Below are 24,920 nucleotides of genomic sequence, written 5' to 3'. Positions count from 1 at the left end.
ACGATACAAAAATTTATTATTTTTTATTGTCCTCTTGACGGGGAGCATACCAAAAGTGGGAGTTTTTTTTATATTATTTTTTTACTCGTCAAAGCTGGTTTTAGAAATAATGATTTGACATTGATTAATCTACATGTTAAAATATTAAAAGAATATATAAAGGAGGTTTTTATTTATGTCCATAAAAATGGCACAAAAAGAATTAGATGTTTTATCGTTATTGCTTCGTTCAGAAAAACCAATGGCGATCTCAGACATTGTTGCTACTAATCCAGATTACACAATTAATATGATCAAACCTATTATTCGTAAACTATGTAATTTGGAAATGGTTGAGGTTGCTGGTATCGTTTATCGCGGTACTTCCATTGCCAGAACTTTCCAACCTACAAAAACAGCACATCTTGTTCTTCAAGATATTTTTAAGCAGGAGTATCAGTCTTTCCGTGAGCTTTTTACGGATAATTCCCTTCTACTCTCTCTTGTGAAATCTGAATTAAACAATACTTCAGATTCAAAAGAAATCAAACGTTTAGAAAATATCTTAGAAGCTTTTAAGGCAGAAAATGCTGGAGGTAATAATCATTGACCTGTTCGTTTGATACGATGTTAACAACTGTCCTTACATCATTCATTCTTTATTTAATTGTTAGTTTTCTATTTATTAACTCAAAAAGAATATTGATAGTTGGGTACCGAACAGTTGTTTATATTTGTTTACTTTCTATCTTGCGATTAGTTTTGTCAATTGAATTTTCATTTTCTGTACATATAAACTTAAATACTTTTTTTTCTAGCGTTATCTTTTTTTTTCGTCAACATCATACTTTTTTTCATTTTTTTAAGATTTCGCTATGGGATATTATTGTCATCATTTGGGGAGTTGGTATTATCATTCATCTTTACAAATATTGGAATCAATATCAAAAAGATAAATGGTTTATTTATAATATAGGAATTAATGTTTCTCATATGGAAAAATATTCTTCAATTTTAAATTCTGTTTGTAACAGATATCATCTGGATAATGTTTTTCAAATATATGAGATTTTAGGTATATCAAGCCCTATGATTTTTTCTATGCACAAACCAATCATTTTGTTACCTATTGAAAATGAATATTCTGTTGAAGAATTAACATTTATATTCCGGCACGAAGTAGGACATTTTCGGAATCATCACCTGCTTTATCAATTGTTTATTCAGCTATTTTTCACCATATATTGGTGGAATCCCTTTAATAAACATATTGAAAAAAGGCTTAATGTTTTACTAGAGACAAGTATTGATCATTCTTTTCTATCGAGTAAACAAGAAACTAGTGAGTATTTAACTTGCCTGTTAAAAGTGAAAAAAAGCGCACTGACCTTAAATACTTCACATATTCCAAAATCGCTTACTCTTTCGATGAGTAATTTTCAAGAAACATCTTTGGAAAAGCGTTTTCAATTATTAACCAATTCGCATAAACATAATAAATTACTTTCTTTTGCTTTATGTATTGGTTGTACTGGTATTTTTATTTTTTCATACTATTTTACATTAAAAGGTGATGCACTTCCTACAGAGCTGGCATCAGATGAATGCTTTATACTTACTTCAAATAATGCTTACGCCATTCGCAATGATAATGGAAGTTTTGATATTTATCTTTATGGAGAATATTTAGAAACAACAAATTCCCTTGAGGAATATGGAACCTTTCCAATTTATGATAGTAAGGAGGAACTAACACATTGAAACATAATTACAGATTTGTTTTTTTAACAATTTTTTCTTTATTTTTTTATTTTAATATAACTGTACCTACTTCTGCAACTACTATTTCTAACATAGAACCTTATTATAAATTTGCAGAGCAAAATAATATTTTACCATATTCTGATGCTTGCATTTGGGTATACAAACGTACAAACGGCAAATTATACAAACGATTATATAATCGCAATTCCAATGAATGGGTAAGCGATTGGATCTATGTAAAAGATTTATGACAATTCAAATAATGTAAGCGCCAAATAGGTTCTTTCCAAGGTTAATTGATATGAAAACAAATTTTAAGAAAAAGGTTAAATTGCTTTGAGTTTTAGCAATGCTCTTTACAATCAACTAATTTTGGAAACAACTACCCAATATTGAAACATTTGAATTAGAGAAGACTACTCCATCCAGTTACAGGTTGGAGTAGTCTTCTCTAATTCAAATGTGAAGTTCTGATAGACGGTAATTGTCAAGGTAGTTGTCAGCAAAAGTTGAAATTTTTTTCATTCTGGTTGTCCCATCCTACTCTGTACAAGAATCGCTGCTTCTGCCTTTGCGTCCTCTGGTAAACAGGACTGAGGATGTTCGGATACAGCTGACTGTTCAAATGTAACCTGAACAACTTCCTGCTTTTGTGTGGCTATGGTTGTTTTCGATTGAGATTCTGAGATTTCACAAGCTCTGTTACGAAATCTTTTGATCTGGTAATAAAAGTTACTCGGACAGATTTGATGCGCTTCGCACCATTGCTTATCCGTAAGTCCACTGGAACGGCATTCCTGAATTAAAGAAAGCCACTCCTCATCTGTACGATATTTTCTTTTTATCATAGGTGTTGTTTACTCCTAATGGTATTTGGAGTTGATATAGCACAGGCTCCAAAAAATTTGAAGTAAAATGGTCCTAAATGCAAAACTGAGAAACAGAAGACTTGCCACTCCATGCATTAATTATGGCACAGTTAGGGAGAATATGGAATCCGGGGTGTTATTCGTCGCTTACCTTTAATATTTTAAGTTCCTACATATAATCTGATATATATCATTTATACATTTGTACCAAACTTTTTTTAAGTTCCAGAAAAGCATCTAGTCCATCTGTATCAACAGCAAAAAATTCATTATCGGAAACCGCCTCATATGGAACATACGTCGATTCTTCTGATACCGGATAAATTACATTGTCATGTGCTGTATAGCTAAATACTGGGGCAATAACATGATTTTGGGGTAATTGAAATACTTCTGTTCCATCTTTTGTATATCCAATTGACTCAGATAAAAATATTAGATAATCTGCGCCATCTTTCATAAAATTTACAAAACTCAAATCCATCTCTTTTCTAACAACATATACTCTCCATCGATCAAAAGTAATATAAATTTCAGAACCGCTTGCCAAATTTTCACCTAAAAAAACTTGTTCAATGCAAACCTTCTGCTGCCATCCTTTAAAAAAGAACTCTGGGGGATCAACAGGCGTAACTTTTAAAATGATGGGGGATTCTGGAAGTATTTTTTTTAATATCTCACAATCCTGAATTGCAAACGAAGTAGGAATTTCAGCAACTGAAAAATCATTTATGAAATTAGGATCTACAGTGATATTCGTATAAGTAGCGAGTTTTCCTCTTCCAAATATGCCAAATCCGAATACTAAAAGCACTGTAACTGTAACACAAAAGCGATATTTCATAATTGTCACCTCCTATCAACGATAGAACCATTTTCTAAGAAAAAGACATGATCAGCAAGAATCTCAATATCGTCTTCATTATGACTTGCCAATAAAATTAAAACTCCTCGTTTTTTCTCTGATTCGATCAGTTGTCTTACTCGCTCAACAGATTCACGATCTAACGCATTTGTTGGTTCATCTAACATAAGAATATCTGGATGTTCCATGACTGCTTGCGCAATAGCTAAGCGCTGCTTCATTCCGAGAGAATATTTTCCATATTTTCGTTTGTCGCCAGGATCAAGCCCAACGCTCTCCAATGCGGCTATAATATCAGATTTACCTGCTTTTCCTGTGAACTTTGCTAAATAAAGCAAGTTTTCATATCCAGTCAAATTCGGATAAAGTGAGACATTCTCCAAAAGTATGCCCAAATTGGGCAGCACTGAAAAATCTTTTCTTACTATTTTTTCATCTAATTTAACCACACCAGATGTAACCGACATCAATCCCGAAAGCGCCCGAAACAACATTGTCTTTCCCGACCCATTCGGTCCTACAAATCCATAAATATTACCACTTTTAAGATCAAGATCAATATTTGATAAAACTGTTTTTCCTTTAATTTTTTTCCCAACATTTGTAGCTGTCAACCTCATTCTACATTCCTCCAAATTCCAAATCTGAAATAATTAGATCACATTTATGTACATAATGTCCGCCGATCACAAGAATCAACACCATAATCGCAATTAAATAGAAGATCGTTCCAGAAAGCGACATCACATTCCACGGTGCATGAATTGCCTCATTCAACCCTCGAAGCGATGAATATTGCCATCCTATAACCAAGTGAGCAATCGGATTGACATTAAGCACAGTACAAAATAGTGTACCGTTGCTTTCTAATGAATTTAATAGTCTAATACAGGTAACGCAAATAAGTTGAGCTACAATTATGATCATAAACGCATTTCCGCTGCCGAGTAAAATAGCTAATATATTAACTAGCAATGTCATTGAAAATGACCACAAACTATAAATACCAATATGAATTATCAGTAACCCCCATCCTGTGGCTGTCCATATCACATTATATCGAAAACAAGTAACAATAACAGAAATCGCAACTAGAAATACCTGATACATCAGCGTAAAACGTGCAATAACAATACACTCTTTTGCATACCATGCAATGCGATTCGGTGTTCTTGAAAAAATATAAACGCTTGCTGTACAAAAATGCTGATATAAACTTGTTCCAACATACAACTCAAAAAGAAAGGTTGGAAGCAATTTCGAGCTAAACGAAAGCAGCTCTGGGAGCGATGAAAAACCAAGTGAAAATTCTCCTCTCGAACCACTGAGTTGCAAAATCAACTCAGAAAGTGTAATTTGTCCATTATAAGGATTGATATAGGTAAAAGCTAATAAACTTCCACAGCAAAATCCCATTAATAAAAGAAATGTAATTTCTTTATGCTTCATAGCTGATCCCCTCTTCCCTTAATAACCGAACAAACAATTGAAATTATAAATAGTATGATCAGAAAACTAATAAAGAAAACGTTATTCTTTACATGGTCATCAAATAAAAAAATGTAATTGTACCAATTAACAGCAAATGGTAATTTATCTGTTATTTTAGGCATATACGCAGGAATATTCAACAAAATATATACTGGTAAAAATAAAAGTATTTTAAAACGGAATGATATAATTCCAGATAATGCAACTGTAAACATTCCTATAATCCCTGAAGTAACACCCCAAAAGAGAATTCCAACGAAGGTGTAAAGATATGAATTCATATGAAAAAGAGCTGGAAACATGTAATTACTCGTTAGTTCTATATAATCAGGCGAATAGCGATTTAGGTCTACAAAATCTCCACTAGCAGCCAATGGAAAAGACACACAATTAAGGCCAAATTCAATAAGAAAAGGTACCGTAAAAACGATCATAGTTGCAAAAAAAGCTGCAATTATTTTGCCCAAATAGTATTGAGTGCCTCCAATTCGAGCAATAAGCACACAATCAGTTTTTCTTTTTTTCTCTGAAAGCAATGTAAAACCAGCCGGACAAACGATAAGGATGGGATATAGCTGAATCAAAAGCAGCATAATATCCATATTATTATAAACTTGGTCATAACTCAACGCGAGCAGTTTTGCAGGATGATACATCTCAATAATATCACTGCCTTGAAAAGCCAGAACATTTGATCTAAAATTCAAAAATACTATTGATAAAAGAACGAAGAATATTGCAAGCGACATATTTTGTCTTAGTATAAATGACGTTTGATGCTTAATTATTTTTAACATAAAAGCCTCCTTCCGTGCAATGCGATTCGCATCAATAAAACTGTAAATTTTATCGTTAAAAATATTGTATTGTTTCGATTGTTTGCAAATTTCTCTTAATAAGAGTATATTATTGCCTGTATGTTTTGTCAATATTGAACTAGTCACTTTCCATGAACAAGCACACTCTCGCAATCTTCAAAAAAAGACACTGCATGTCTCCATACAGTGTCTTAATAATCTAGCATTCTTCTGATATTCTGTTTTTATCTTCCGAACTTTTCAGCAACGTCCTCTTCTCCGAAGCATTCACTGATCGGTGCACCTGGTGCTACCATTGGGAATACCTTGTCGTCCTTGTCAATCTGAGCATCAATTACTACTGGAATATTCAGCTCGATTGCTTCCTTAACTGCATTATCAAACTCTTCGCATGTGCTTACTGTGTAGCCCTTTGCTCCAAGACCCTCTGCTACCTTTGCAAAGTCAACGCGGTCATTTAACACTGTCTGAGAATAACGCTGTCCGTAGAACAGATCCTGCCACTGACGTACCATACCAAGCACGTGATTGTTTACAACGACCTCTATAACTGGGATATTATATCGAGTTGCTGTTGCAATCTCATTCATATTCATACGGAAGCAGCCATCTCCTGCGATATTGAATACAAGCTTATCCTTACGAGCCATCTTTGCACCAATTGCTGCGCCAAGACCATAGCCCATAGTTCCAAGTCCGCCTGATGTTAAAAGCTGTCTCGGTGCCTTATACTTATAATACTGTGCTGCCCACATCTGGTGCTGTCCTACCTCAGTAGAGATAATAGCATCGCCATGTGTTGCCTCATAGATTTTTTCGATAATATAAGGACCAGTCAGAACACCCTTATGATAAGTCATCGGATGTGCTTCCTCATAACTCTTAACTTCTGTAATCCACTCATTATGATTCATCTGAGGAAGCTTTTCATTTAACTTTTCTAAGATAACCTTGACATCACCGATAACACTTGCATCTGTTTTGATGTTCTTATTGATCTCTGCCGGATCTACATCAAACTGCAGAATCTTTGCATTTGCGGCAAATTTCTTTGCATTTCCATACACACGATCACTGAAGCGTGCTCCGACAACTACAAGAAGGTCACACTGGCTTACTCCATAGTTTGATGCCTTTGTTCCATGCATACCAAGCATACCTGTATACAAAGGATCAGTACCGTTGAAGGCACCCTTGCCCATTAAGGTATCCGCAACTGGAGAATCAATCTTATGAACAAATTCATTAAGCTGTGCGTCTGCACCTGATGCAATTGCACCGCCTCCGACAAAAACATATGGCTTCTTTGATGCCTCAATCATCTTGACTGCAGTTTCAATATCTTCTGCCTTAATGCGATCTGTAATACGTTTAACCTGCTCTGGCTCTTTACGCTCATATTCTGCCTTATTTGCAGTAACATCCTTTGTGATATCAATAAGCACCGGACCCGGACGTCCTTCCTTTGCAATCTTGAATGCACGACGAACTGTATCAGCCAGTTTATTGACATCCTTTACGATGAAATTATGCTTTGTGATCGGCATTGTAACACCAGCGATATCGATCTCCTGGAAGGAATCTCTTCCCAGAAGTGAAACAGCAACGTTACATGTAATTGCAATAATCGGAATAGAATCCATGTAAGCTGTTGCAATTCCCGTTACCAGATTGGTAGCACCTGGGCCAGATGTGGCCATGCAGACACCTACCTTTCCGGTTGCCCTTGCATAGCCGTCTGCTGCATGAGACGCGCCCTGCTCATGGGAGGTTAAAATATGTGTAATTTCATCCGAATGCTTGTAAAGAGCATCATATACATTCAGAATGCAGCCGCCCGGATAACCAAACACGGTATCTACGCCCTGTTCCCTTAAACACTGTACTAAAATTTCAGAACCTGTTAACTCCATATTTATTTTCCCTTCCTTATATCTGTCTTATCTATGTTTTATATCAGAAAACCAGCTTATTTATTAGTTCCCGGAACCTGTAAAACTGCACCCTTACTTGCATCAGTTACAAGTGCTGCGTAGCGTGCCAGATAACCAGTTGTTACCTTTGGCTCTCTTGGTGTCCATGCTGCCTTTCTTCTTGCCATCTCCTCGTCAGAAACACGCACATTCAGAGTGTTTGCCGGAATATTGATCTCGATGATATCTCCTTCTTCAACAAGTGCAATTGGACCGCCGACAGCTGCCTCTGGGCATACATGTCCGATGCTTGCTCCTCTTGAAGCACCTGAAAAACGGCCATCTGTAATCAATGCAACACTGGAACCAAGTCCCATACCTGCAATTGCAGAAGTCGGATTTAACATTTCTCTCATACCAGGGCCACCCTTTGGTCCCTCGTAACGGATGACTACAACATCACCTGCAACGATTTTTCCGCCCTTGATTGCTGCGATTGCATCATCCTCACAGTCAAATACACGAGCCGGTCCCTCATGAACCATCATCTCTGGTGCAACTGCTGAACGCTTTACAACACCTGAATCTGGTGCCAAATTACCCTTTAATACAGCAATTCCGCCAGTCTGGCTATATGGATTATCGATTGGACGAATAACCTCAGGGTCCTTATTCACAACGTTTGCAATGTTCTCTCCAACTGTCTTTCCTGTAACTGTAATACAATCAAGATTTAACAGATTCTTCTTTGACAGCTCATTCATAACGGCGTAAACACCGCCTGCTTCATTTAACTGCTCCATATAAGTATGACCTGCCGGAGCTAAGTGACACAGATTCGGAGTCTTTGCACTAATGCCGTTTGCGATATCAACGTTTAAAGCTACGCCAGCCTCTCTTGCGATTGCCGGAAGATGAAGCATACTGTTTGTAGAACATCCAAGTGCCATATCAACAGTCAGCGCATTGACAAATGCCTTCTCTGTCATGATATCTCTTGGGCAGATATTCTTTTCAATCATCTCCATAACTTTCATACCAGCGTGCTTTGCAAGCTTAATTCTCTCAGAATAAACAGCTGGAATTGTTCCGTTGCCCTGAAGACCCATACCAAGTGCCTCTGTCAGACAGTTCATGGAGTTTGCAGTATACATACCAGAGCAGGAACCGCATGTTGGACATGTCTTGCACTCATACTCATATACATCTTCTTCAGTCATCTTGCCTGCTGCGTAAGCACCAACTGCCTCAAACATGGAGGAAAGACTTGTTCTCTGTCCCTTTACATGACCTGCAAGCATCGGACCACCACTGACAAATACAGTCGGGATATTGATTCTGGCTGCTGCCATTAACAGACCAGGTACGTTTTTGTCACAGTTTGGAACCATAACAAGACCATCAAACTGGTGTGCCATTGCCATACACTCGGTAGAATCTGCAATCAGATCTCTCGTAACAAGAGAATACTTCATACCAACGTGTCCCATTGCAATACCATCGCAGACAGCGATAGCCGGGAATACAACCGGCACGCCTCCTGCCATTGCTACGCCTAATTTAACGGCTTCTACAATCTTGTCCAGGTTCATATGACCTGGAACAATCTCATTATAAGAGCTGACAATACCAATCATTGGCTTGTCCATCTCTTCCTTTGTAAATCCTAATGCATTAAACAGTGATCTATGAGGTGCCTGCTGCATTCCTTTTTTTACATTGTCACTTCTCATGTTTTTAACCCCTTCCAAATTTGTTAACCAAGAATTTTTTCTGCAATCAGATCGCCCATAGAAACTGTGCCAACCTGTGTCATACCCTCTGACATGATATCAATTGTGCGGTAGCCTGCCTTAAGTACCTCTTCTACTGCTGTCTCAACTGCCTTTGCTTCTTCATCAAGATCGAAAGAGTATCTAAGCAGCATGGCAGCAGATAAAATTGTCGCAATCGGGTTTGCAATGCCCTTACCTGCAATATCTGGTGCAGAGCCATGGCTTGGTTCATAAAGTCCAAGCTTTCCTGCACCAAGGCTTGCTGATGATAACATGCCAATGGAGCCTGTAATCATACTTGCCTCATCAGAAAGAATATCACCAAACATGTTCTCTGTCAAAATAACATCAAACTGTCTCGGATTCATAACAAGCTGCATGGCACAGTTATCAACAAGCATATGCTTTACTGTTACATCAGGATAATCCTTTGCAACTTCATCAACAACTGCTCTCCAAAGTCTTGAAGTGTCAAGAACATTTGCTTTGTCAACGCTTGTTACATTTTTTCCGCGCTTTCTTGCAACCTCAAATGCTTTAACTGCAATCCTTTTAATCTCATTCTCATCGTATGCCATAATATCAGTTGACTTACGAATGCCATCAATTTCCTCTGTCTTATGTTCACCGAAGTATACGCCTCCGGTCAGCTCTCTCATCATAACAATATCAAATCCATCGCCGATAATCTCTGGCTTTAATGGACAAGCATCTTTTAATTGTGAAAACAGCTTTGCCGGACGGATATTTGCAAACAGACCAAGACCTTTACGAATCTTTAACAGACCTGCCTCCGGACGCAAATTTGGTGCTACCTGATACCATCTTGAGTTTCCGACGTTTCCGCCTACTGCACCTAAAAGCACGGCATCACTAGCCTTTGCCTTTTCAAGTGATTCTTCGGTCAGCGGTTCGCCATACGCATCAATTGAGCAGCCGCCCATAAGAAGCGTCTCGTATTCAAACTCATGTCCATATTTTTTTGCTACGGTATCCAGTACCTTTTTGGCCTCAGCCACAATCTCAGGACCAATTCCGTCTCCTGGTATCAATGCAATCTTACCTGTCATCCTGTATCCTTTCCAACAGCAAAAGCTGTCTGCAAAAAGTTTCTTTTTTATCATAATGAAAGTACAAGCACCTTTCAGCACTTGTACTTCCCTATGTTAGTATATTTTGACATTTTTTTCAAGAGAACAAACTTCGTTCCACAAATAGCATCAATAATCAATTAAATTACATCAAGTTTTTTGAAGCAATACACTACTTTGGGATAAAAAGCAATAGGTTATTTGCTCTTATATATCATTATTCATTGATACGCTCAAACACCATTTCATAACCGTCACTTCCAAAGTTTAAGCTTCGGTTCACACGGCTGATTGTCGCAGTAGATGCACCTGTTTTCTGTGCAATCTCAAGATATGTGTTTTTCTGGCGCAGCATAGCTGCTACCTCAAAGCGCTGTGCGATAGACTGAAGTTCATTGACGGTACATACATCTTCAAAAAAAGCATAACACTCATCAAGATTTTTTAATGTGAGAATTGCTTGAAACAAATGATCTGTTTCAGGGTTTTTAATTTTTTTATTCATTCTGGTTTCCGTGTGCTCAAACAATATATTATTAAAGCACACACCCTCTCCTTTCTACATTCCTGTTTTTATTTTTTCTGGTTTTTAATTAGATTTTTAACCCTATGCATGTATTTTGACACGCTAAAGCGAAAAAGTCAAGTCTTTTTGATAAAATTTAATCTTTTCATTTGTACTACTGTTTAAGTTTGCTCCATTTTCTTCATCTAAATGAAAACCTTCTGGTGATACCTTCTGCTCTCCGCACACATCCATACCTAGAAATATAGCACCTGACTTCTTTACATCTGTCAAAAAACAAAGAATCTGTGAAAGCTGCATGGTTCCCTGGCTCCAGTCCGTAACTGCTTCCTCTTTGTTTAATACATCCTTATCAAGAGAAATATATACAGGCCACTTTGAAAGTTCCTTACACAAAGCTTCCTTTTGCTGTTCAAATTCAGCCTCTGTCACCCATGTGATGCGAGAATCTTTTAAAAGCTGCTCTGCTGTTTTATCCTCATCTGCCGGACCTACTAATACTGCCTTTTTTAAATTAGGAAAATTTTCTAATGCATGAAGAACCCAGCTTCCACATGTTAAAAGACCGCCGCCAAATGCGCTCTCCATACAGTCTGAATGATGGTCAAATAAAAGAAGGCTAAATGGCCGATTTATGCGCTGCAAAAACAAAAGACTGACATAATGATAGTCGCCTGAATCAATAAAATGAAGCGCATTCACTGGAATATGCGCCAAACGCTTTTCAAGCTCTGTTTTCGCCTCATCACTGCAAAAATACAGACTTCCAGAAATATCAGTGCAGTCTGTATATATGCAGTCTAAGCCTGGCTTATTTAAAATATTGTCTGTTGCTTCTATGTCTTTTGCTTTCCAAAAGGACTGACTGTCATAGGCACCTGACAAAGAAATCATATAATAAGGATTTTTGCTCACGCTGTCTTTTCCTTTCTTATCTATTATTCCAGACATTTTTTAGATAATCTCTTACTTCAAGCAGATCTGGCAAAATTATTTCGGTAAGACTTTGCATTTCTTCATCTGGTTCAAGAAGATCAGGCACCATAATAGGATGAAGACCTGCCGCATGGAGTGAACGCATTCCGTTATATGAATCCTCAACACCATATGCGCTCTCTGGAGTAATGCCCATGCGTTTGCATGCCTCTAAATAAATATCTGGCTCTGGCTTACTCTTTTTTGCCATCTCACCGCCTACAATCACATCAAAATACTGTATTAAGCCGGCATGAGTCAGCTGACGAATGACTGTCTCACTTCTTGTAGATGAGGCAAGTCCAACATTAGCGCCACTCTCCTTTAGCCATGACAAAAGCTCTCTAGCTCCTTTTTTTACAGGAAGCCCCTCTGTCTCTTCAATTTCGTGAAAGCGATTAGATGTGTCTTTTCTAAACTCCTCATACGGAAAATCTGGTCCTTCAAAGCGAAACATTGTTTCCTTTGTCTTTTCAATTGTCGTGCCAATGCAGGCATGAAACATGCCCTTTGCATCCTTCAATTTATATTTTTCCTTATAATCCTCCCAACAGCGCTCACATACATGCTCAGAATCAAAGATGACACCATCCATATCAAATATAACGTTCTTCATTTTACACCTCTTAAGCTCATATTTAAAAGTACAATAGCCGCCCTGTTGCCAGGGCGGCGAAATGTTATTTTATTTAATCTACATATTTCTTTAAAGTATTGCGAACAGCATCTTTTCCTGCAAGCATTTCAACAAACATGCCCTCTACCTTGTCTGCAAGACCTGCCTCGTACATATCAACACCAAAGATTGCCTTATTAGTGAGAATTTCCTTAAGCTGTCCTGTATAAGTCTCTGGCTTTCCTGCCTCTACACCAGAAAGTTTTTCCTGCAGCTTAGCAAGCATTGGATCACTACTAAGCTCCATCTTCTCAAGCTTATCATCTGTTCCAAGAAGATAACGAAGCCATCCTGCAATTGCAAGCGGAATGTATACAAGAGAAGAACAGTCAAGCTCACTGCTTGCCATGTAAGATTTCATTGTCTCACCAAAACGAACAACGATTTTCTGAGAAGTATCAGTTGCAATACGCTGCGGTGTGTCTGGCATAAATGGATTTGGAAGACGCTTCTCGATTACTTCATCAATAAATGCCTTCGGGGAAAGGATGCCAGGATCAGTAACAACCTTCATACCCTCATCGTAACCAATATGACGAATAAGTCCTGTAAGCTCCTTGTCATTCATCTCATCTGCAATCAGATTGTAACCAAGCAGGCAGCCATAAACAGCCAGGGCGGTGTGCAGCGGATTTAAGCAGGTAGTTACCTTCATACGCTCTACACGGTTTACAGTATCACGGTCAGTCAGATAAACACCAGCCTTCTCAAGTGCCGGTCTTCCTGCCGGGAACTTGTCCTCAATTACAAGGTACTGCGGTCCCTCTGCATTTACAAACGGTGCAATATAGGTATTTCTGGAAGTAATAACAGGTGCCATTTCTTCAACGCCTGCTGCCTCTAATTTTTCCTCAACAGCCTTTGCCGGTCTTGGTGTGATCTTATCGATCATACTCCACGGGAAGCTGATGCTTGATTCATCCTCAAGATATGTGATGAACTCTTTTGTTACAAAACCTTTCTCTGCCCATGCCTTTGCGATTGTCATAACAGATGCCTGAAGCTTCTCACCATTATGAGAGCAGTTATCCATGCTGACAACGGCAAGCGGATAACGGCCTGCCTTGAAACGCTCGAAAAGAAGTGCAGCAACGATGCTCATTGCATGCTTTGCGCTCTCTGGACCGTTTTCGATATCTGATACAACTACCGGAAGAAAGTTTCCATCAATACCCTTTAATGCATAACCCTTCTCAGTAACTGTAAAGCTGATCATCTGTAAGGATGGATTTACAAATATAGCCTTTAATCTGCCATACTCTGCCTCATCAGCTGTATTTGCCTTAATTCCGTCTGCAATACTTGCAATTACACGGCTTGAAGTATTTCCGTCTGGAAGAAGCGTTACCATCAGTGTCATTGACTCATGTGGCTTGTAGATCTTATCGATGATATCATAATCAAAAGTCTCTGCTGCAATAATTCCTCTGTCAGCAGCACCTTTATTTAACAGATCTTCCTGCAGTCCTGCAATATAGCCGCGGAAAATATTTCCTGCTCCAAAGTGAACCCATACAGGCTCCTCAAGTGTCTTTTTATGAACTGCTTCAATATCATAAGACGGCAGTGTAATACCTGCCTTTTCAAATTCATTTTTCTTTTGTGTTACATCCTGTAATGTCAGTTTCATCTCTGATTCTCCTTTACAATTGACTCCCACAGGCCGCATAAATATGCAGCACCAAGTGCTCTGTCATACAGACCGTATCCAGGCATTGCCTTCTCGCCCCAGATCATTCTTCCGTGATCTGGACGAATAATTCCATCAAATCCAGTATCGTACAGTGCCTTCATGATTGCATGCATATCAAAGGTACCATCTGAAGACAGATGTGCAGACTCCTCAAAGTCATTCATGCCATCGTTAAACTGTAAGTTTCTTATATGTGCAAAATGGATTCTTCCCTTAAGTGCGTGAATCATCTCAACTAAGTTGTTGTTTAAGTTGGTTCCGTAGGATCCAGTACAGAAGGTAACACCATTATGCGGATTGTCTACCATCTTCATCATACGCATGATGTGATCCTTGTTGTTGATAATACGTGGAAGACCAAATACGCTCCAAGACGGATCATCTGGATGAATTGCCATATTGATATCATACTTATCACATACAGGCATAATTGCCTCAAGGAAATACTTTAAGTTTGCAAACAGTTTCTCCTCATCGATGTCTGCATACTCCTCAAACAGCTGCTTAACCTTTGCCATACGCTCTGGCTCCCAGCCTGGCATAACTGTTCCGTTCATGTCATTTGAAATAGAATCAAACATCTTAGCCGGATCAATGCTATCTACTGTCTTCTGATTGTAAGCAAGAACTGTAGAACCATCCTTTCTCATACGTGCAAGTTCTGTACGAGTCCAGTCAAATACTGGCATAAAATTATAACATACCATATGAATATCAGCCTTACCAAGATTCTCAAGTGTCTTGATATATGCATCAATATCCTTGTCACGCTCTGGAGCTCCCGTTTTGATTGCATCGCTGATATTTACACTCTCAATACCAGGAAGGGTCAATCCTGCTGCCTCTACCTCATTCTTAAGAGCCATAATCTCCTCATAAGTCCACAGCTCACCTGGCATTTTGTTGTAAAGAGTAGAAATAACACCCTTTACATAAGCTGTCTGTCTGATCTGCTGTAAGGTAACGGTATCATACTGGCTGCCGTACCATCTCATTGTCATCTGCATAACGAATTCTCCTCCTGTTTGAACTGCCAATTATCCATTACAGATAAACGGCAGTTTTATATATTTTTTACTATACTTACATAGTAGCATAGATCACTATGATTGAAAATGTGTTTTTTACATTTTTTGTGTGGTTTTTGGTAGTAAAATTTTTGTTCGTGCTGCAATCATACTTATAAAAACTGCGTCACATCTTTGCATGCCGCATAGCTCAACTCAAATTCCTGCGCTGTCAGCGTTTTTGACTCTTTGTCATAAGATGGTGACGTTTCTTTTGCGCGTTTTTTAAATGTCGCAAAACTAACATCTGACTTTTTGCCGCCGCATACACAAAGATAAGCCGCATTTTTGCTGTAAGCACGCTGCTCACAATTAAAATTCATACCATTGTGTGCTTCCAGTTTTTCACTGCACCATAATGCCAGATAGCCTGTTTCTTTGCGAAGGAATATCCAATTTTCTTCATGAATCACCTCATCAAAACGACACTCTGGGCAATATAAATGAGTATAGCCAATTGGATGCTCATCTGGAATCACATAAATACCGCCAAGAAGACCGTGCTGCTGTTTTAATGCCGGCATCACACCATTTCCATGCCAATAGCCTGGGCGCATATCGCCCTCCTCTGATGTAGAACCTGGATGTGTGACGAAAATGCTCGCTTCGCCGTCAAGCGCTGCATACCACATGTGCTGCTGATAACCGTATGTACCTGGTCTAAAATATGTAGTTCCATGAAAACGCTCGTTAAATGATTTCGTAAAGTTATGTGTCGTGATATCCACATCTTCCTTAAGAGTCTCATTTTCCCAACGTGTAAACGGCTCTCTAGGAGATGCTACGCTCGTCAAACAATAGTCATCATTTTTCTCCAGATAAACTCTTGCATTGCCCGTTGTATAATTTATCTCAACATCATCCTCCATAAGCTTTACAAGACCTTCTGGAATCGGATAGTGACTGCTTGCATAAAAACCAAGCCATCCCTCTCCAAATGTGTATGGCAGCTTTGGATTGATCAAATTCATAAGTGCCATTGCTCCCTGATCAAACGGATACAATACACTTCTGTAAACACGTCCCATCGGTGCCACAATACCAGTTTTATAAGTGTGAAGAGCAAGCATAGACAGCATCTTATCAGTAACAGCTGCCGCGCGCTTTGAAATTTCCGGCTCTGAATAATCAACTACATTAATCAATGCAGCAAATGTAACGCACATATAGACAGTGCTCAAAAACTCCTCAAAGCCATACTCTTCTACATCATCAAGCCACTGCAAAACTTTGTTTCTTCCATATAAATGCAGTTCTCTTCCTGTCATCTTTGCACGTGGGAAATATTCGTCTGGATACATCTCTCCTGCATTCATCGCACATGTATAGAACATCAGCGCATGGTTCTCGCTCCAAAAGCACATGCCATCAAAACCGTCCATATCCATCCAGTAGCGATAATTGATCATAACATCTTTTATACGCTCTTTCATTGCTCCTTCAACTGGATAATTATGCAGATAACGAATCAGTCCGCACATCAAAAAGTCAGAGCAGTCATATCGCTCTTCGATCATCTCAAGCATCTCATACATCAATCGCTCATCATCCATAGAGTTGTCATTGAAATGCTTTCTTGCAAGGATGTTTGAAATCGGGAAACCAAACTTCTCACCGCGACTCTCGCTCATAACATCTGCAATTCGTCTGAATATAAGCTCCTTATTCTCCTCAAAGCTAAATGCACTTCCATCCTCGCGCAATGCATATTTAGGAACAAGCTGCTCGGTACGTTCAAAGACACGCTTAAGCTCAAGCTTTCCTGAAACAACCTTCACTGTTACATATGGCTGTCCATTTTCTAAAAGAATCTCGTTTTTTCCCTCTGCCTGATACCAAACAGCAGGTATCTTTGCCTTTGCAAAATCCTCTTCATGATAGCGATATGTATAACTTGTTCCTGCTGGAGCTGGGCTGTCAAAACAAAGCTTATTTGACTCTAAACGTGCACTCTCCAAAAATGCTTCTGCCACAGCTGCAGCGTCAGCACATGCTTCATCTGGAATTGACACTTTAATTTCATCCTTATGATTTAAAATCTGCAGACCTGCTACACTTCTTGTATCACGCACACCAAGATTCTCACATGCTAAATAAATAAGATTGCGCCCTGCTTTTAAATGAAGCGTCAGCTCTTTTTTCTGAATTGGCTTATAAACTGGCTGCTTTAATGCACCCTCTAATCTGCCATTGCAATATACATCAACTGCTGCATATGACCAAAGCGCTGCCGTAACATCGATATCCGATGATGTCTCAAGCACAGTCGCAATATCAAAATGAATGCGGCGCATAACAGAATAGAACGTTGAAATATTTACAAAACAGCTTCCGCTGTCATAGTAATACTTCCATTCTTCATTCAAGCGGCTCTTTGCTCCAACAAGAATCTCACCAGTTTCACCAACTGGTTTGTGTTCTGCAATTACAGAACGCAGATATGCCTCATAGCGAAGCTGATTTTTATCCTTCGCCTCATTAAAATAAGGCTCTTCCTGCGGACCTGACACCATAAAATGTGTCACAAATCCATCTAGGCCTAGTTTCCATCCTCTCATTTGCTTTTTCCTCCTACAGCATCATTGACTCTACTTACGCTGATCAATTTTTGTTATTGACATCATAAAGACAAATTGCTTTTCTTGTATTACAGCTCCTTGGTACTACATTTATATCTTCTAATACAAGATTATCAATATGACGTGCCCAGATGCCATATGCATCTACATCACCATGTGCATTGCTCTCTGGATAATCCTCCAAAAATTCATCAAACGTCTCTGGGATTTCAATGATTTCCTTATTATCTCTATATATAACATGATAACTGTTTACAGTAATATTTTCAAGTGGTCTTCGAACAACACTTCCATCCTTTTTGGTTGTTTCATATCCAGTTAAAATTGCCGGAACTTCTGCGTTGTCTGCATTAATATTTTCAATGTGGATATTTTTAATGCTGCCGCCCCAGTAGCGATTTTCTCCCACTTTGTCTGTATATGGCTCATTATAACGATTTCTCTTATTTAAACAAATATACAGAGGACAAATAATCTTATCCATCGTAATCTTTCTAATAATTACATCAGAAAGATTCGTTCCATCACATGACTCAAGTGAAATTCCAGAAACAGAACCAGGATAAATATCGGGCATGCAAAACGTACAGTTTTCTACAAGGATATCACTAATATCATTTGCTGTTTCAGTTCCAATTTTGAATGCGTTCATAACTGTAACAACAGTACATCTTTTTACATGTACATGCGTCATGGCACGTCCAGTACGAATTGGATTTTTAATTACAATTCCATCATCTGCACAGGAGATAAAACAATGATCTACTAATACATTGTCACTTGCGTTAATATCCACTCCGTCAGAATTTGCTACATGACGATTATCATCAATTACCATATTCTTAACTATGATATTTTCACAGCATTCAATATGAAGTGTCCAGCTCATTGAATCATATAAGATAATATTGTCAAGCGTAACATTTTTACTGTCCTGTACCCATACAAGTGCTGCCGGACGGTTTAAATTTGGTTTGCCCTCACCATATTTATCTTCTGAATAACGTATTCTCTGTCTATAATAATAGCGGAGTGTTCCAGGAATAGTATTAATTTCTTTTGCCTGATCACGTCTTGGCAAACGGCTTGTCTCAAATGGAACAAGTGCTGGAAGCTCTCTTGGTTCATATACATACCACTCACCGCTTCCGTTAATACGACCTCCGCCTGTGATAGTCACATCCTCTGCATTCTTTACACGCACAAAGGCGCCCTCACTCGACTCGCCCTTTCTGTCATCTATCTGTTCTTTTTCTTTTGCAAGCAAAAGATCTACATTTCTGGACGCTTTGATTTCAGAATCTGCCGCAATAAACAGTGTTGTGTGAGACGGAATATACACAGTGCCCATGCAATATGATCCCCCCGCAACAAGAATCATACCGCCGCCTTCTTTCTCACATGCTGCTGCAGCTTTTAAGAAAGCTTCGGTATTTAAAAGATTTTTTTCTGGTCTTGCGCCAAAATCGCGAATATCGAAAACCTTTTTTCCTTCTGGAAGCTTCTTATTTTTATCGATAAATTCATCATATGGAAGTGCTTCATAATAATCACCAGGATAGATATTTCCTAATTCTGGGTAAGTGGGTGTATCATATGGATTATACATAACAGTGAATCCTTTCTAAAAAAGGCCGACAATTCGTACTACCACAAATTGTCGGCCTGTCTTTTTTTTAACCCTTTACCGCACCGGCTGTCAGACCGCCCATAAAGAAACGGCTAAAGCAACAGTAAACAATCAAAATCGGGACAATTGAAATTGTCGCACCTGCAAACATGATGTTCCATGCTGCAGTACCGTCTCCGGCATTCTTTAACATATTAACACCTACTGTCAGAGGACGAAGCTTATCATTAGTCATTGTAAATACAAGAGGAAGAATGTACTCGTTCCATCCCTGTCTGAAGGATAAAAGTGCAATTGTTGCCAAAATCGGCTTTAACATTGGAAGGATAATCTGATAATAAATTCTAAAGAATCCACATCCATCCATCTTTGCCGCCTCGTCAAGCTCCTTAGGAACAGAATTAACAAATCCACGACATAAGAAGATGAAAGTTGCCTGGCCACCGCCTGCTGAGATAATAGCAACAGCTAACAGGCTCTTATTCATCTTCAGCTTAACAGCCAGCTCAAATAAAGGACGAAGGGAAACAGAACCAACGTTGATGAACATGAATGCTACGAAAAGCATATACAGAAGTTCCTTACCCTTAAAATTCTTTCTTGCAAATACGTATCCTGCCATGCTGGCATTGATTAACGAAATAAGCATAACAGCTAAACTTAAGAACACACTGTTCATTGTATAAGTTGCAAAATTTGCCTGTTTCCATGCCTGCACATAGTTATCAAACACCCACTTGCTTGGCAAAATGCTTGAACCTCCGACAAGCAGCTCCTTATTGTCCTTAAAGGAACCAAAGATAACATAGCATACAGGAAAGATTGTGATGATCGCCGCGAGTGCCAAAAACAGCCAGATGATCAGACGGACGATCTTCGTTTTTGTTGAATATACTGCATGAGTTTTTTCCATCGTATCTCCTCCTAATTTATACTACATCGTCAAGTTTCTTGGAAACAAACAGATAAATACCAGTTACAATACCTACGATTACTGCTGCAACAACACTAAGCAGTGCGCCATAACCGATCTGTGGCTGGCTTGTGCTTCCTGCAGATCCAAAGATAATATTGTAAATGTATAAGAACATTACCATAGAACGGTTGCCAGGTCCTCCATTTGTCAGAACCATGATTGCCTCATAATCCTTAAATGCTCCAGTGATCGCAAGCATTAAAACAACCTTTAATACCGGTGCCAGCATTGGAAGTGTAATGCGGAAGAAGGTCTGCACGCCAGTTGCACCATCGATCTTTGCACTCTCGTAAACATCCTCAGAAATACCAGTCATACCAGTGATAAAATACAGCATGTAGTTACCAAAACCACCCCAAATTGCAAGGATCGTAACGGCTACCATAACAACACTCGGACTGTTCAACCACTTTATCGGAGAATCAATCATATGCATGTTCTGAAGCATAGAGTTTAAAATACCATTCTTTGTTGCAAAGATAAATCCAAAAATCATACCTGCAATAGATGTACTGATGATAGTCGGCATGAAATAGATTCCTCTAAATACTGAAGAACCTCTTAATTTCTGGTTTAATAAAACTGCCATCAACAGAGCTAACGGAATGATGAAAATCAGCTTATAGAATGCATATTCAAATGTATGCATAACACTATTCCAGAAAACCTTATCATTCAGCATACGCTCAAAGTTTTTCCATCCGGTAAATGTAGACTTGAAACCATTGTAGTCACATGCTACATAGCGGAAAATCCAGATAAACGGATAGATAGAACACAGGCAAAGAAAAAATACTGCCGGTGCCAGCATAAGTGCTGCTGAAAAACTTCCACTACTTTTCGCTTTCTGGAACTTTTGTGAAAAAGTCATTTTTTTCTGGCTCATAAAATCCTCCTTTTTTTCTTAGTTCACATTTTTTACATCCCGTGAATAAATGCGATAAGAAAGGGAAAGCCGTCTCCTTATTTTTTTCGGAAACAGCCTTCCCATTTTATTCAGATGCCACTATAGGCTGTCTGTTTCTTATTTGTCAAGATAGATTGCAGTTCCATCACTTGGATGAAGCGGATCATAATCCTCAATTACAAGTCTCTTAACGCTGCCAGACTCGATATCTGCATCATATGCCTCATTGTAACGGGTATTCAGATCTTCGATTGCATCGTCAACATCAACATAACCCATGATTGCATTCCACATAACAGTTCTGTAATCATCACCTGTCAGGTTAATTGTCGGTACTGCCGGGTATACAGACTCATAGTCAAGTAAAGAGAAATCTGCCAGACGGCCGATCTTAGACTTATCGATCTTCTCATCCATATAAGAAGTAATCGGCAGACAGTAACCATTCTCTAAGTATCCCTTTAAAAATTCCTCAGACTGGAAGTACTGAATTACCTTCCAAGCCTCATCTGGATGCTCACTGGAAGACATGATTGCATAGCCCTTAGATGGTGTTGTCTGAAGTGCACCCTTGATCTCGCCGTCAAGAGACGGAACCTCTGCTACGCCCCACTCAAAGTCTTCGATTGGCAGCTGGCTGGTGAATACACCTGCCTCCTGAGAAGCGTTGCCCCACAGTGCAAACTCGCCTTCTGCAAATAATGCTCTCATGTTATCAACGCCCTGCTGATCCGGGTAAGCAATCTCCTCATCGATAAATCTCTTGCCCTTCTCAAGGATTTCCTTGTAGCCGCTGAAATCAAACTTGCCATTTACATAGTCATAGTAATAAATACCAGATACCTGAGCCATCATCTCAAGCTGACGCTCAAATGGAGAAGATGAAGTAAATCCGATTCCATAATACTCGCCGTTTCCATCCTCAGTGATCTTCTTTGCCATATCAATGTACTCGTCAAGTGTCTTCGGAATTTCTGTATATCCGCTCTTCTCTAACAGATCCTTATTGTACTCAATACGAACACCAGATCTCATACCAGAATATACCCAGTACAGATTGCCATCCATGTAGTTTAAGCCCTCATATGCATGCTCATATGGCTCGTTAACCTTCTGGTACTCCTCATCTGCATCAATGTAATCGTTTAACGGAACAAGCATATCGTTATCTACGAAATTCTTTAATGTTACGCTCTGTCCGATAATATCCGGTGCTGTACCGCCTGTGTAAGCAAGAGAAATCATATTCTCATAATCATCTGTGATGATCTGCATATCAATGTAGATATTGTCTGTATTCTCCTTGTTGTACTTTTCTACCATCTCAGTCATGTACTCGCTGTCATGGCGGTCATTTACCCAGTAAGTGATGGTAGTTACATCATCTGCCATTGCCGGAACTACGCCGATCGTACCCATTGCCATTGCTGCACAAAGTGCAAGACTCATACCTCTTCTTTTCATTAGAAAGTCCTCCTTAAATTCCTTTACAGCTTATCCAGTTTCACAATAAAACTCGGATTGCTGTTTGCTATGGTTATGTTTTATCATGAATTATAACAATTTTCAACGTCATTTTTCATGTATTATGTAACACTTTCCATCATGTGACATTTTTCAATTATTCATATTGTTATATGGCACCCATGATTTGACTTACGTTTAAAAGTTGCTTTTCTGCTTTATTCATGTTAAAATAGCATCAGTATGTGTGCGTAACAAACATAAAGTACCAAAAATTTCAAAATAAGGAGGAACTTTCATGGAATCCATTTCTATCCGGGTTCTGCTTGCCGATGATGAGGCTGCCATTCGAAACGGGCTCCAAAATGCCATTCCCTGGGAGCAATATCATGCTAAGGTAGTAGCTGTTGCTTCTAACGGCCAGGAAGCACTTGATTTAATCAGAAGCTATCTCCCGGATCTTGTTATAATTGATATTAAAATGCCTCAAATTGATGGACTTGAGGTAATCCGCCAAACTAAAGCTGCAGGAATCACCTGTCGTTTTTTAATTTTAAGCGGATATGACGATTTTTACCTTGCACAAAAAGCAATTCGCTATGGTGCAAACGGCTATTTTTTAAAACCGTTAAAGATTGAAGAATTTAAGGATGAGCTATCTCGTCAATATGCTGAGATTCTCTCAAATCATCATTCTTCTTCTGCTGCTAAAAATTTAGATGAATTAATGGAAAGTTCTAAAATTTTCTTTTTGAATCAGCTTTTATTAAATGAGATTCGCGATGACAGTGACATAAAACGGCGCTGCACGATGCTTTCTCTTACGCTGTTTGATAATCCGTATCGCGTTATTGTCTGTTCAGCAGCAACCTCAAGTGACAAGCTCTTGCATGCGCTTAAACTGGCAAAGCCTCTATTTATCAGTGCTTTTTCTGACCAGTCTATTGAAGCCTGGATTCTTCGTGAAAAGCAGCTTGTACTTCTTATTTCTGAAGCTCAAAATAAGGAGCTTTGTGCAATCCGAGAACCTATTGCAAGCATACTTTGCCATTTAAAGCAGCAAACTGGTATCCGTTTTTATACTGCTATCAGTACACTTGCCGATCAGACTGAACAAGCTGCTGCCGCTTACACAGACGCACTTCGCGCATTATCTTATCACATATATGAACGTGAAAATGATGTATATGACGATACCATGGTCTGCCACCAAAAGCCTTCATTTTCTCCTTCATCAATTGCATATGATCCAATGATTACCTGCATTGAGCACAATGATCCTGATGAAATAAAAAGATGTTGTGCCCAATTTGTACATTCGCTCTTTTTTACACAACTGCCTCCGCCTGATTTTATCCGCGGCATGTGTATTCACGTACTGACAAACATCCGTGTGCGCTTTCTTGCAAAACACACAGAACTTTCACCAGAAGAGCCTATACGCCCAGATGATGTGCTGTTATGTCACACAATCACAGAACTAATTGAATGGCTGACAGCTGGTTTTCTGTCGCTTTCAGAAAGCTATAAACGGCAAAAGAAATCCTCAGATCCTATTATTGAAACTGCCAAAGAATATATAAAAAATCATATCAGCAGTAATTTAAAAGCAAAGGATGTAGCTGCCACTGTCAACTTAAGTGAATCTTATTTTACGATTTACTTTAAAACAAAAACCGGACAAAATTTCCGTGATTACGTACTGAATGCCCGAACAGATCTTGCCAAAAAGCTTCTTTTAGAGCAGCGGCTTAGTATCAGCGAAATTGCCTATGCGACCGGCTATCAAGACTACCGCTCTTTCTCAAGAGCTTTTAAAAATGTCACTGGAATTTCTCCTTCTGACTATCAAAACCGATAGT

21 protein-coding genes are annotated in these 24,920 nt (G+C 38.8%); 3 read left to right on the top strand and 18 right to left on the bottom strand.

The features are described 5' to 3' along the window. Nucleotides 1-175 precede the first annotated feature (175 nt). Both WJP93_RS11030 and WJP93_RS11025 read left to right on the top strand, forming a co-directional pair. Nucleotides 176-589, top strand: coding sequence for a hypothetical protein (locus WJP93_RS11030; RefSeq protein ID WP_337548321.1), 414 nt, complete (start codon nt 176-178; stop codon nt 587-589). A 152-nt stretch (nt 590-741) separates the two neighbouring features. Beyond that, the gene (locus tag WJP93_RS11025) at nt 742-1,740 is read left to right on the top strand and encodes a M56 family metallopeptidase (RefSeq protein ID WP_337548319.1); all 999 of its coding nucleotides are present in this window, start codon (nt 742-744) and stop codon (nt 1,738-1,740) included. A 524-nt stretch (nt 1,741-2,264) separates the two neighbouring features. Here the strand turns inward: WJP93_RS11025 and WJP93_RS11020 are convergent. The 18 genes from WJP93_RS11020 to WJP93_RS10935 all read right to left on the bottom strand — a co-directional run bounded on the left by WJP93_RS11020 (nt 2,265) and on the right by WJP93_RS10935 (nt 23,058). Then, on the bottom strand, nt 2,265-2,591 hold the full coding sequence (locus WJP93_RS11020) for a hypothetical protein (RefSeq protein ID WP_337548318.1): 327 nt from the start codon (nt 2,589-2,591) through the stop codon (nt 2,265-2,267). Nucleotides 2,592-2,802: 211 nt separating this feature from the next. Continuing rightward, a complete protein-coding gene (locus tag WJP93_RS11015; protein ID WP_337548314.1) occupies nt 2,803-3,456 on the bottom strand; it encodes a hypothetical protein in 654 nt (217 codons plus the stop codon). A gap of 5 nt (nt 3,457-3,461) precedes the next feature. Further along, nucleotides 3,462-4,097: an ATP-binding cassette domain-containing protein gene (locus tag WJP93_RS11010; RefSeq protein WP_118613222.1), complete on the bottom strand. Its 636-nt coding sequence runs from the start codon at nt 4,095-4,097 to the stop codon at nt 3,462-3,464. 1 nt (nt 4,098) lies between these two features. Then, on the bottom strand, nt 4,099-4,926 hold the full coding sequence (locus WJP93_RS11005; RefSeq protein ID WP_227101776.1) for a hypothetical protein: 828 nt from the start codon (nt 4,924-4,926) through the stop codon (nt 4,099-4,101). Further along, nucleotides 4,923-5,765 (bottom strand): hypothetical protein, encoded by an 843-nt coding sequence (locus tag WJP93_RS11000; RefSeq protein WP_337548313.1) that lies wholly within the window; start codon nt 5,763-5,765, stop codon nt 4,923-4,925. The genes WJP93_RS11005 and WJP93_RS11000 overlap by 4 nt, the downstream gene beginning before the upstream one ends. Nucleotides 5,766-6,010: 245 nt before the next feature. After that, on the bottom strand, nt 6,011-7,699 hold the full coding sequence (gene ilvB, locus WJP93_RS10995) for a biosynthetic-type acetolactate synthase large subunit (protein ID WP_227101774.1): 1,689 nt from the start codon (nt 7,697-7,699) through the stop codon (nt 6,011-6,013). Between the two features lie 56 nt (nt 7,700-7,755). After that, nucleotides 7,756-9,432, bottom strand: coding sequence for a dihydroxy-acid dehydratase (gene ilvD / locus WJP93_RS10990; RefSeq protein ID WP_066561640.1), 1,677 nt, complete (start codon nt 9,430-9,432; stop codon nt 7,756-7,758). A gap of 23 nt (nt 9,433-9,455) precedes the next feature. Then, a complete protein-coding gene (leuB, locus tag WJP93_RS10985) occupies nt 9,456-10,544 on the bottom strand; it encodes a 3-isopropylmalate dehydrogenase (RefSeq protein ID WP_066561694.1) in 1,089 nt (362 codons plus the stop codon). Nucleotides 10,545-10,782: 238 nt separating this feature from the next. Beyond that, a complete protein-coding gene (locus tag WJP93_RS10980; RefSeq protein ID WP_066561695.1) occupies nt 10,783-11,070 on the bottom strand; it encodes a YerC/YecD family TrpR-related protein in 288 nt (95 codons plus the stop codon). A 123-nt stretch (nt 11,071-11,193) separates the two neighbouring features. Next, the gene (locus tag WJP93_RS10975; RefSeq protein ID WP_337548311.1) at nt 11,194-12,042 is read right to left on the bottom strand and encodes an arginase family protein; all 849 of its coding nucleotides are present in this window, start codon (nt 12,040-12,042) and stop codon (nt 11,194-11,196) included. Next, nucleotides 12,023-12,682: an HAD family phosphatase gene (locus WJP93_RS10970; protein ID WP_337548309.1), complete on the bottom strand. Its 660-nt coding sequence runs from the start codon at nt 12,680-12,682 to the stop codon at nt 12,023-12,025. The genes WJP93_RS10975 and WJP93_RS10970 overlap by 20 nt, the downstream gene beginning before the upstream one ends. 73 nt (nt 12,683-12,755) lie before the next feature. Next, on the bottom strand, nt 12,756-14,372 hold the full coding sequence (locus WJP93_RS10965) for a mannitol dehydrogenase family protein (RefSeq protein ID WP_066561643.1): 1,617 nt from the start codon (nt 14,370-14,372) through the stop codon (nt 12,756-12,758). Beyond that, the gene (gene uxuA, locus WJP93_RS10960) at nt 14,369-15,442 is read right to left on the bottom strand and encodes a mannonate dehydratase (RefSeq protein WP_066561648.1); all 1,074 of its coding nucleotides are present in this window, start codon (nt 15,440-15,442) and stop codon (nt 14,369-14,371) included. Before uxuA ends, WJP93_RS10965 begins: the two co-directional genes overlap by 4 nt. Before the next feature lie 173 nt (nt 15,443-15,615). Next, complete coding sequence (locus WJP93_RS10955) at nt 15,616-18,060, bottom strand: hypothetical protein (RefSeq protein ID WP_337548307.1); 2,445 nt, start codon at nt 18,058-18,060, stop codon at nt 15,616-15,618. A 43-nt stretch (nt 18,061-18,103) separates the two neighbouring features. Continuing rightward, nucleotides 18,104-19,690, bottom strand: a complete 1,587-nt coding sequence (locus tag WJP93_RS10950) for a glycosyl hydrolase family 28 protein (RefSeq protein ID WP_337548305.1) — start codon at nt 19,688-19,690, stop codon at nt 18,104-18,106. Between the two features lie 67 nt (nt 19,691-19,757). Further along, nucleotides 19,758-20,624: a carbohydrate ABC transporter permease gene (locus WJP93_RS10945; protein WP_262536589.1), complete on the bottom strand. Its 867-nt coding sequence runs from the start codon at nt 20,622-20,624 to the stop codon at nt 19,758-19,760. 16 nt (nt 20,625-20,640) lie between these two features. Further along, nucleotides 20,641-21,573, bottom strand: a complete 933-nt coding sequence (locus WJP93_RS10940) for a sugar ABC transporter permease (protein ID WP_262536588.1) — start codon at nt 21,571-21,573, stop codon at nt 20,641-20,643. 138 nt (nt 21,574-21,711) lie between these two features. After that, entirely contained in the window at nt 21,712-23,058 is a 1,347-nt protein-coding gene (locus WJP93_RS10935) for an extracellular solute-binding protein (RefSeq protein ID WP_337548302.1), read from the bottom strand. 298 nt (nt 23,059-23,356) lie between these two features. On the opposite strand from WJP93_RS10935, the gene WJP93_RS10930 reads away from it, so the two are divergent. Beyond that, nucleotides 23,357-24,919: a response regulator gene (locus tag WJP93_RS10930; RefSeq protein WP_337548300.1), complete on the top strand. Its 1,563-nt coding sequence runs from the start codon at nt 23,357-23,359 to the stop codon at nt 24,917-24,919. Nucleotide 24,920: the final 1 nt, after the last annotated feature.

The sequence above is a fragment of the Anthropogastromicrobium sp. genome, from assembly GCF_037349415.1.
In the GTDB taxonomy this organism is placed as follows: domain Bacteria; phylum Bacillota; class Clostridia; order Lachnospirales; family Lachnospiraceae; genus Anthropogastromicrobium; species Anthropogastromicrobium aceti.
This window is presented reverse-complemented; position numbering and strand designations above follow the sequence as displayed.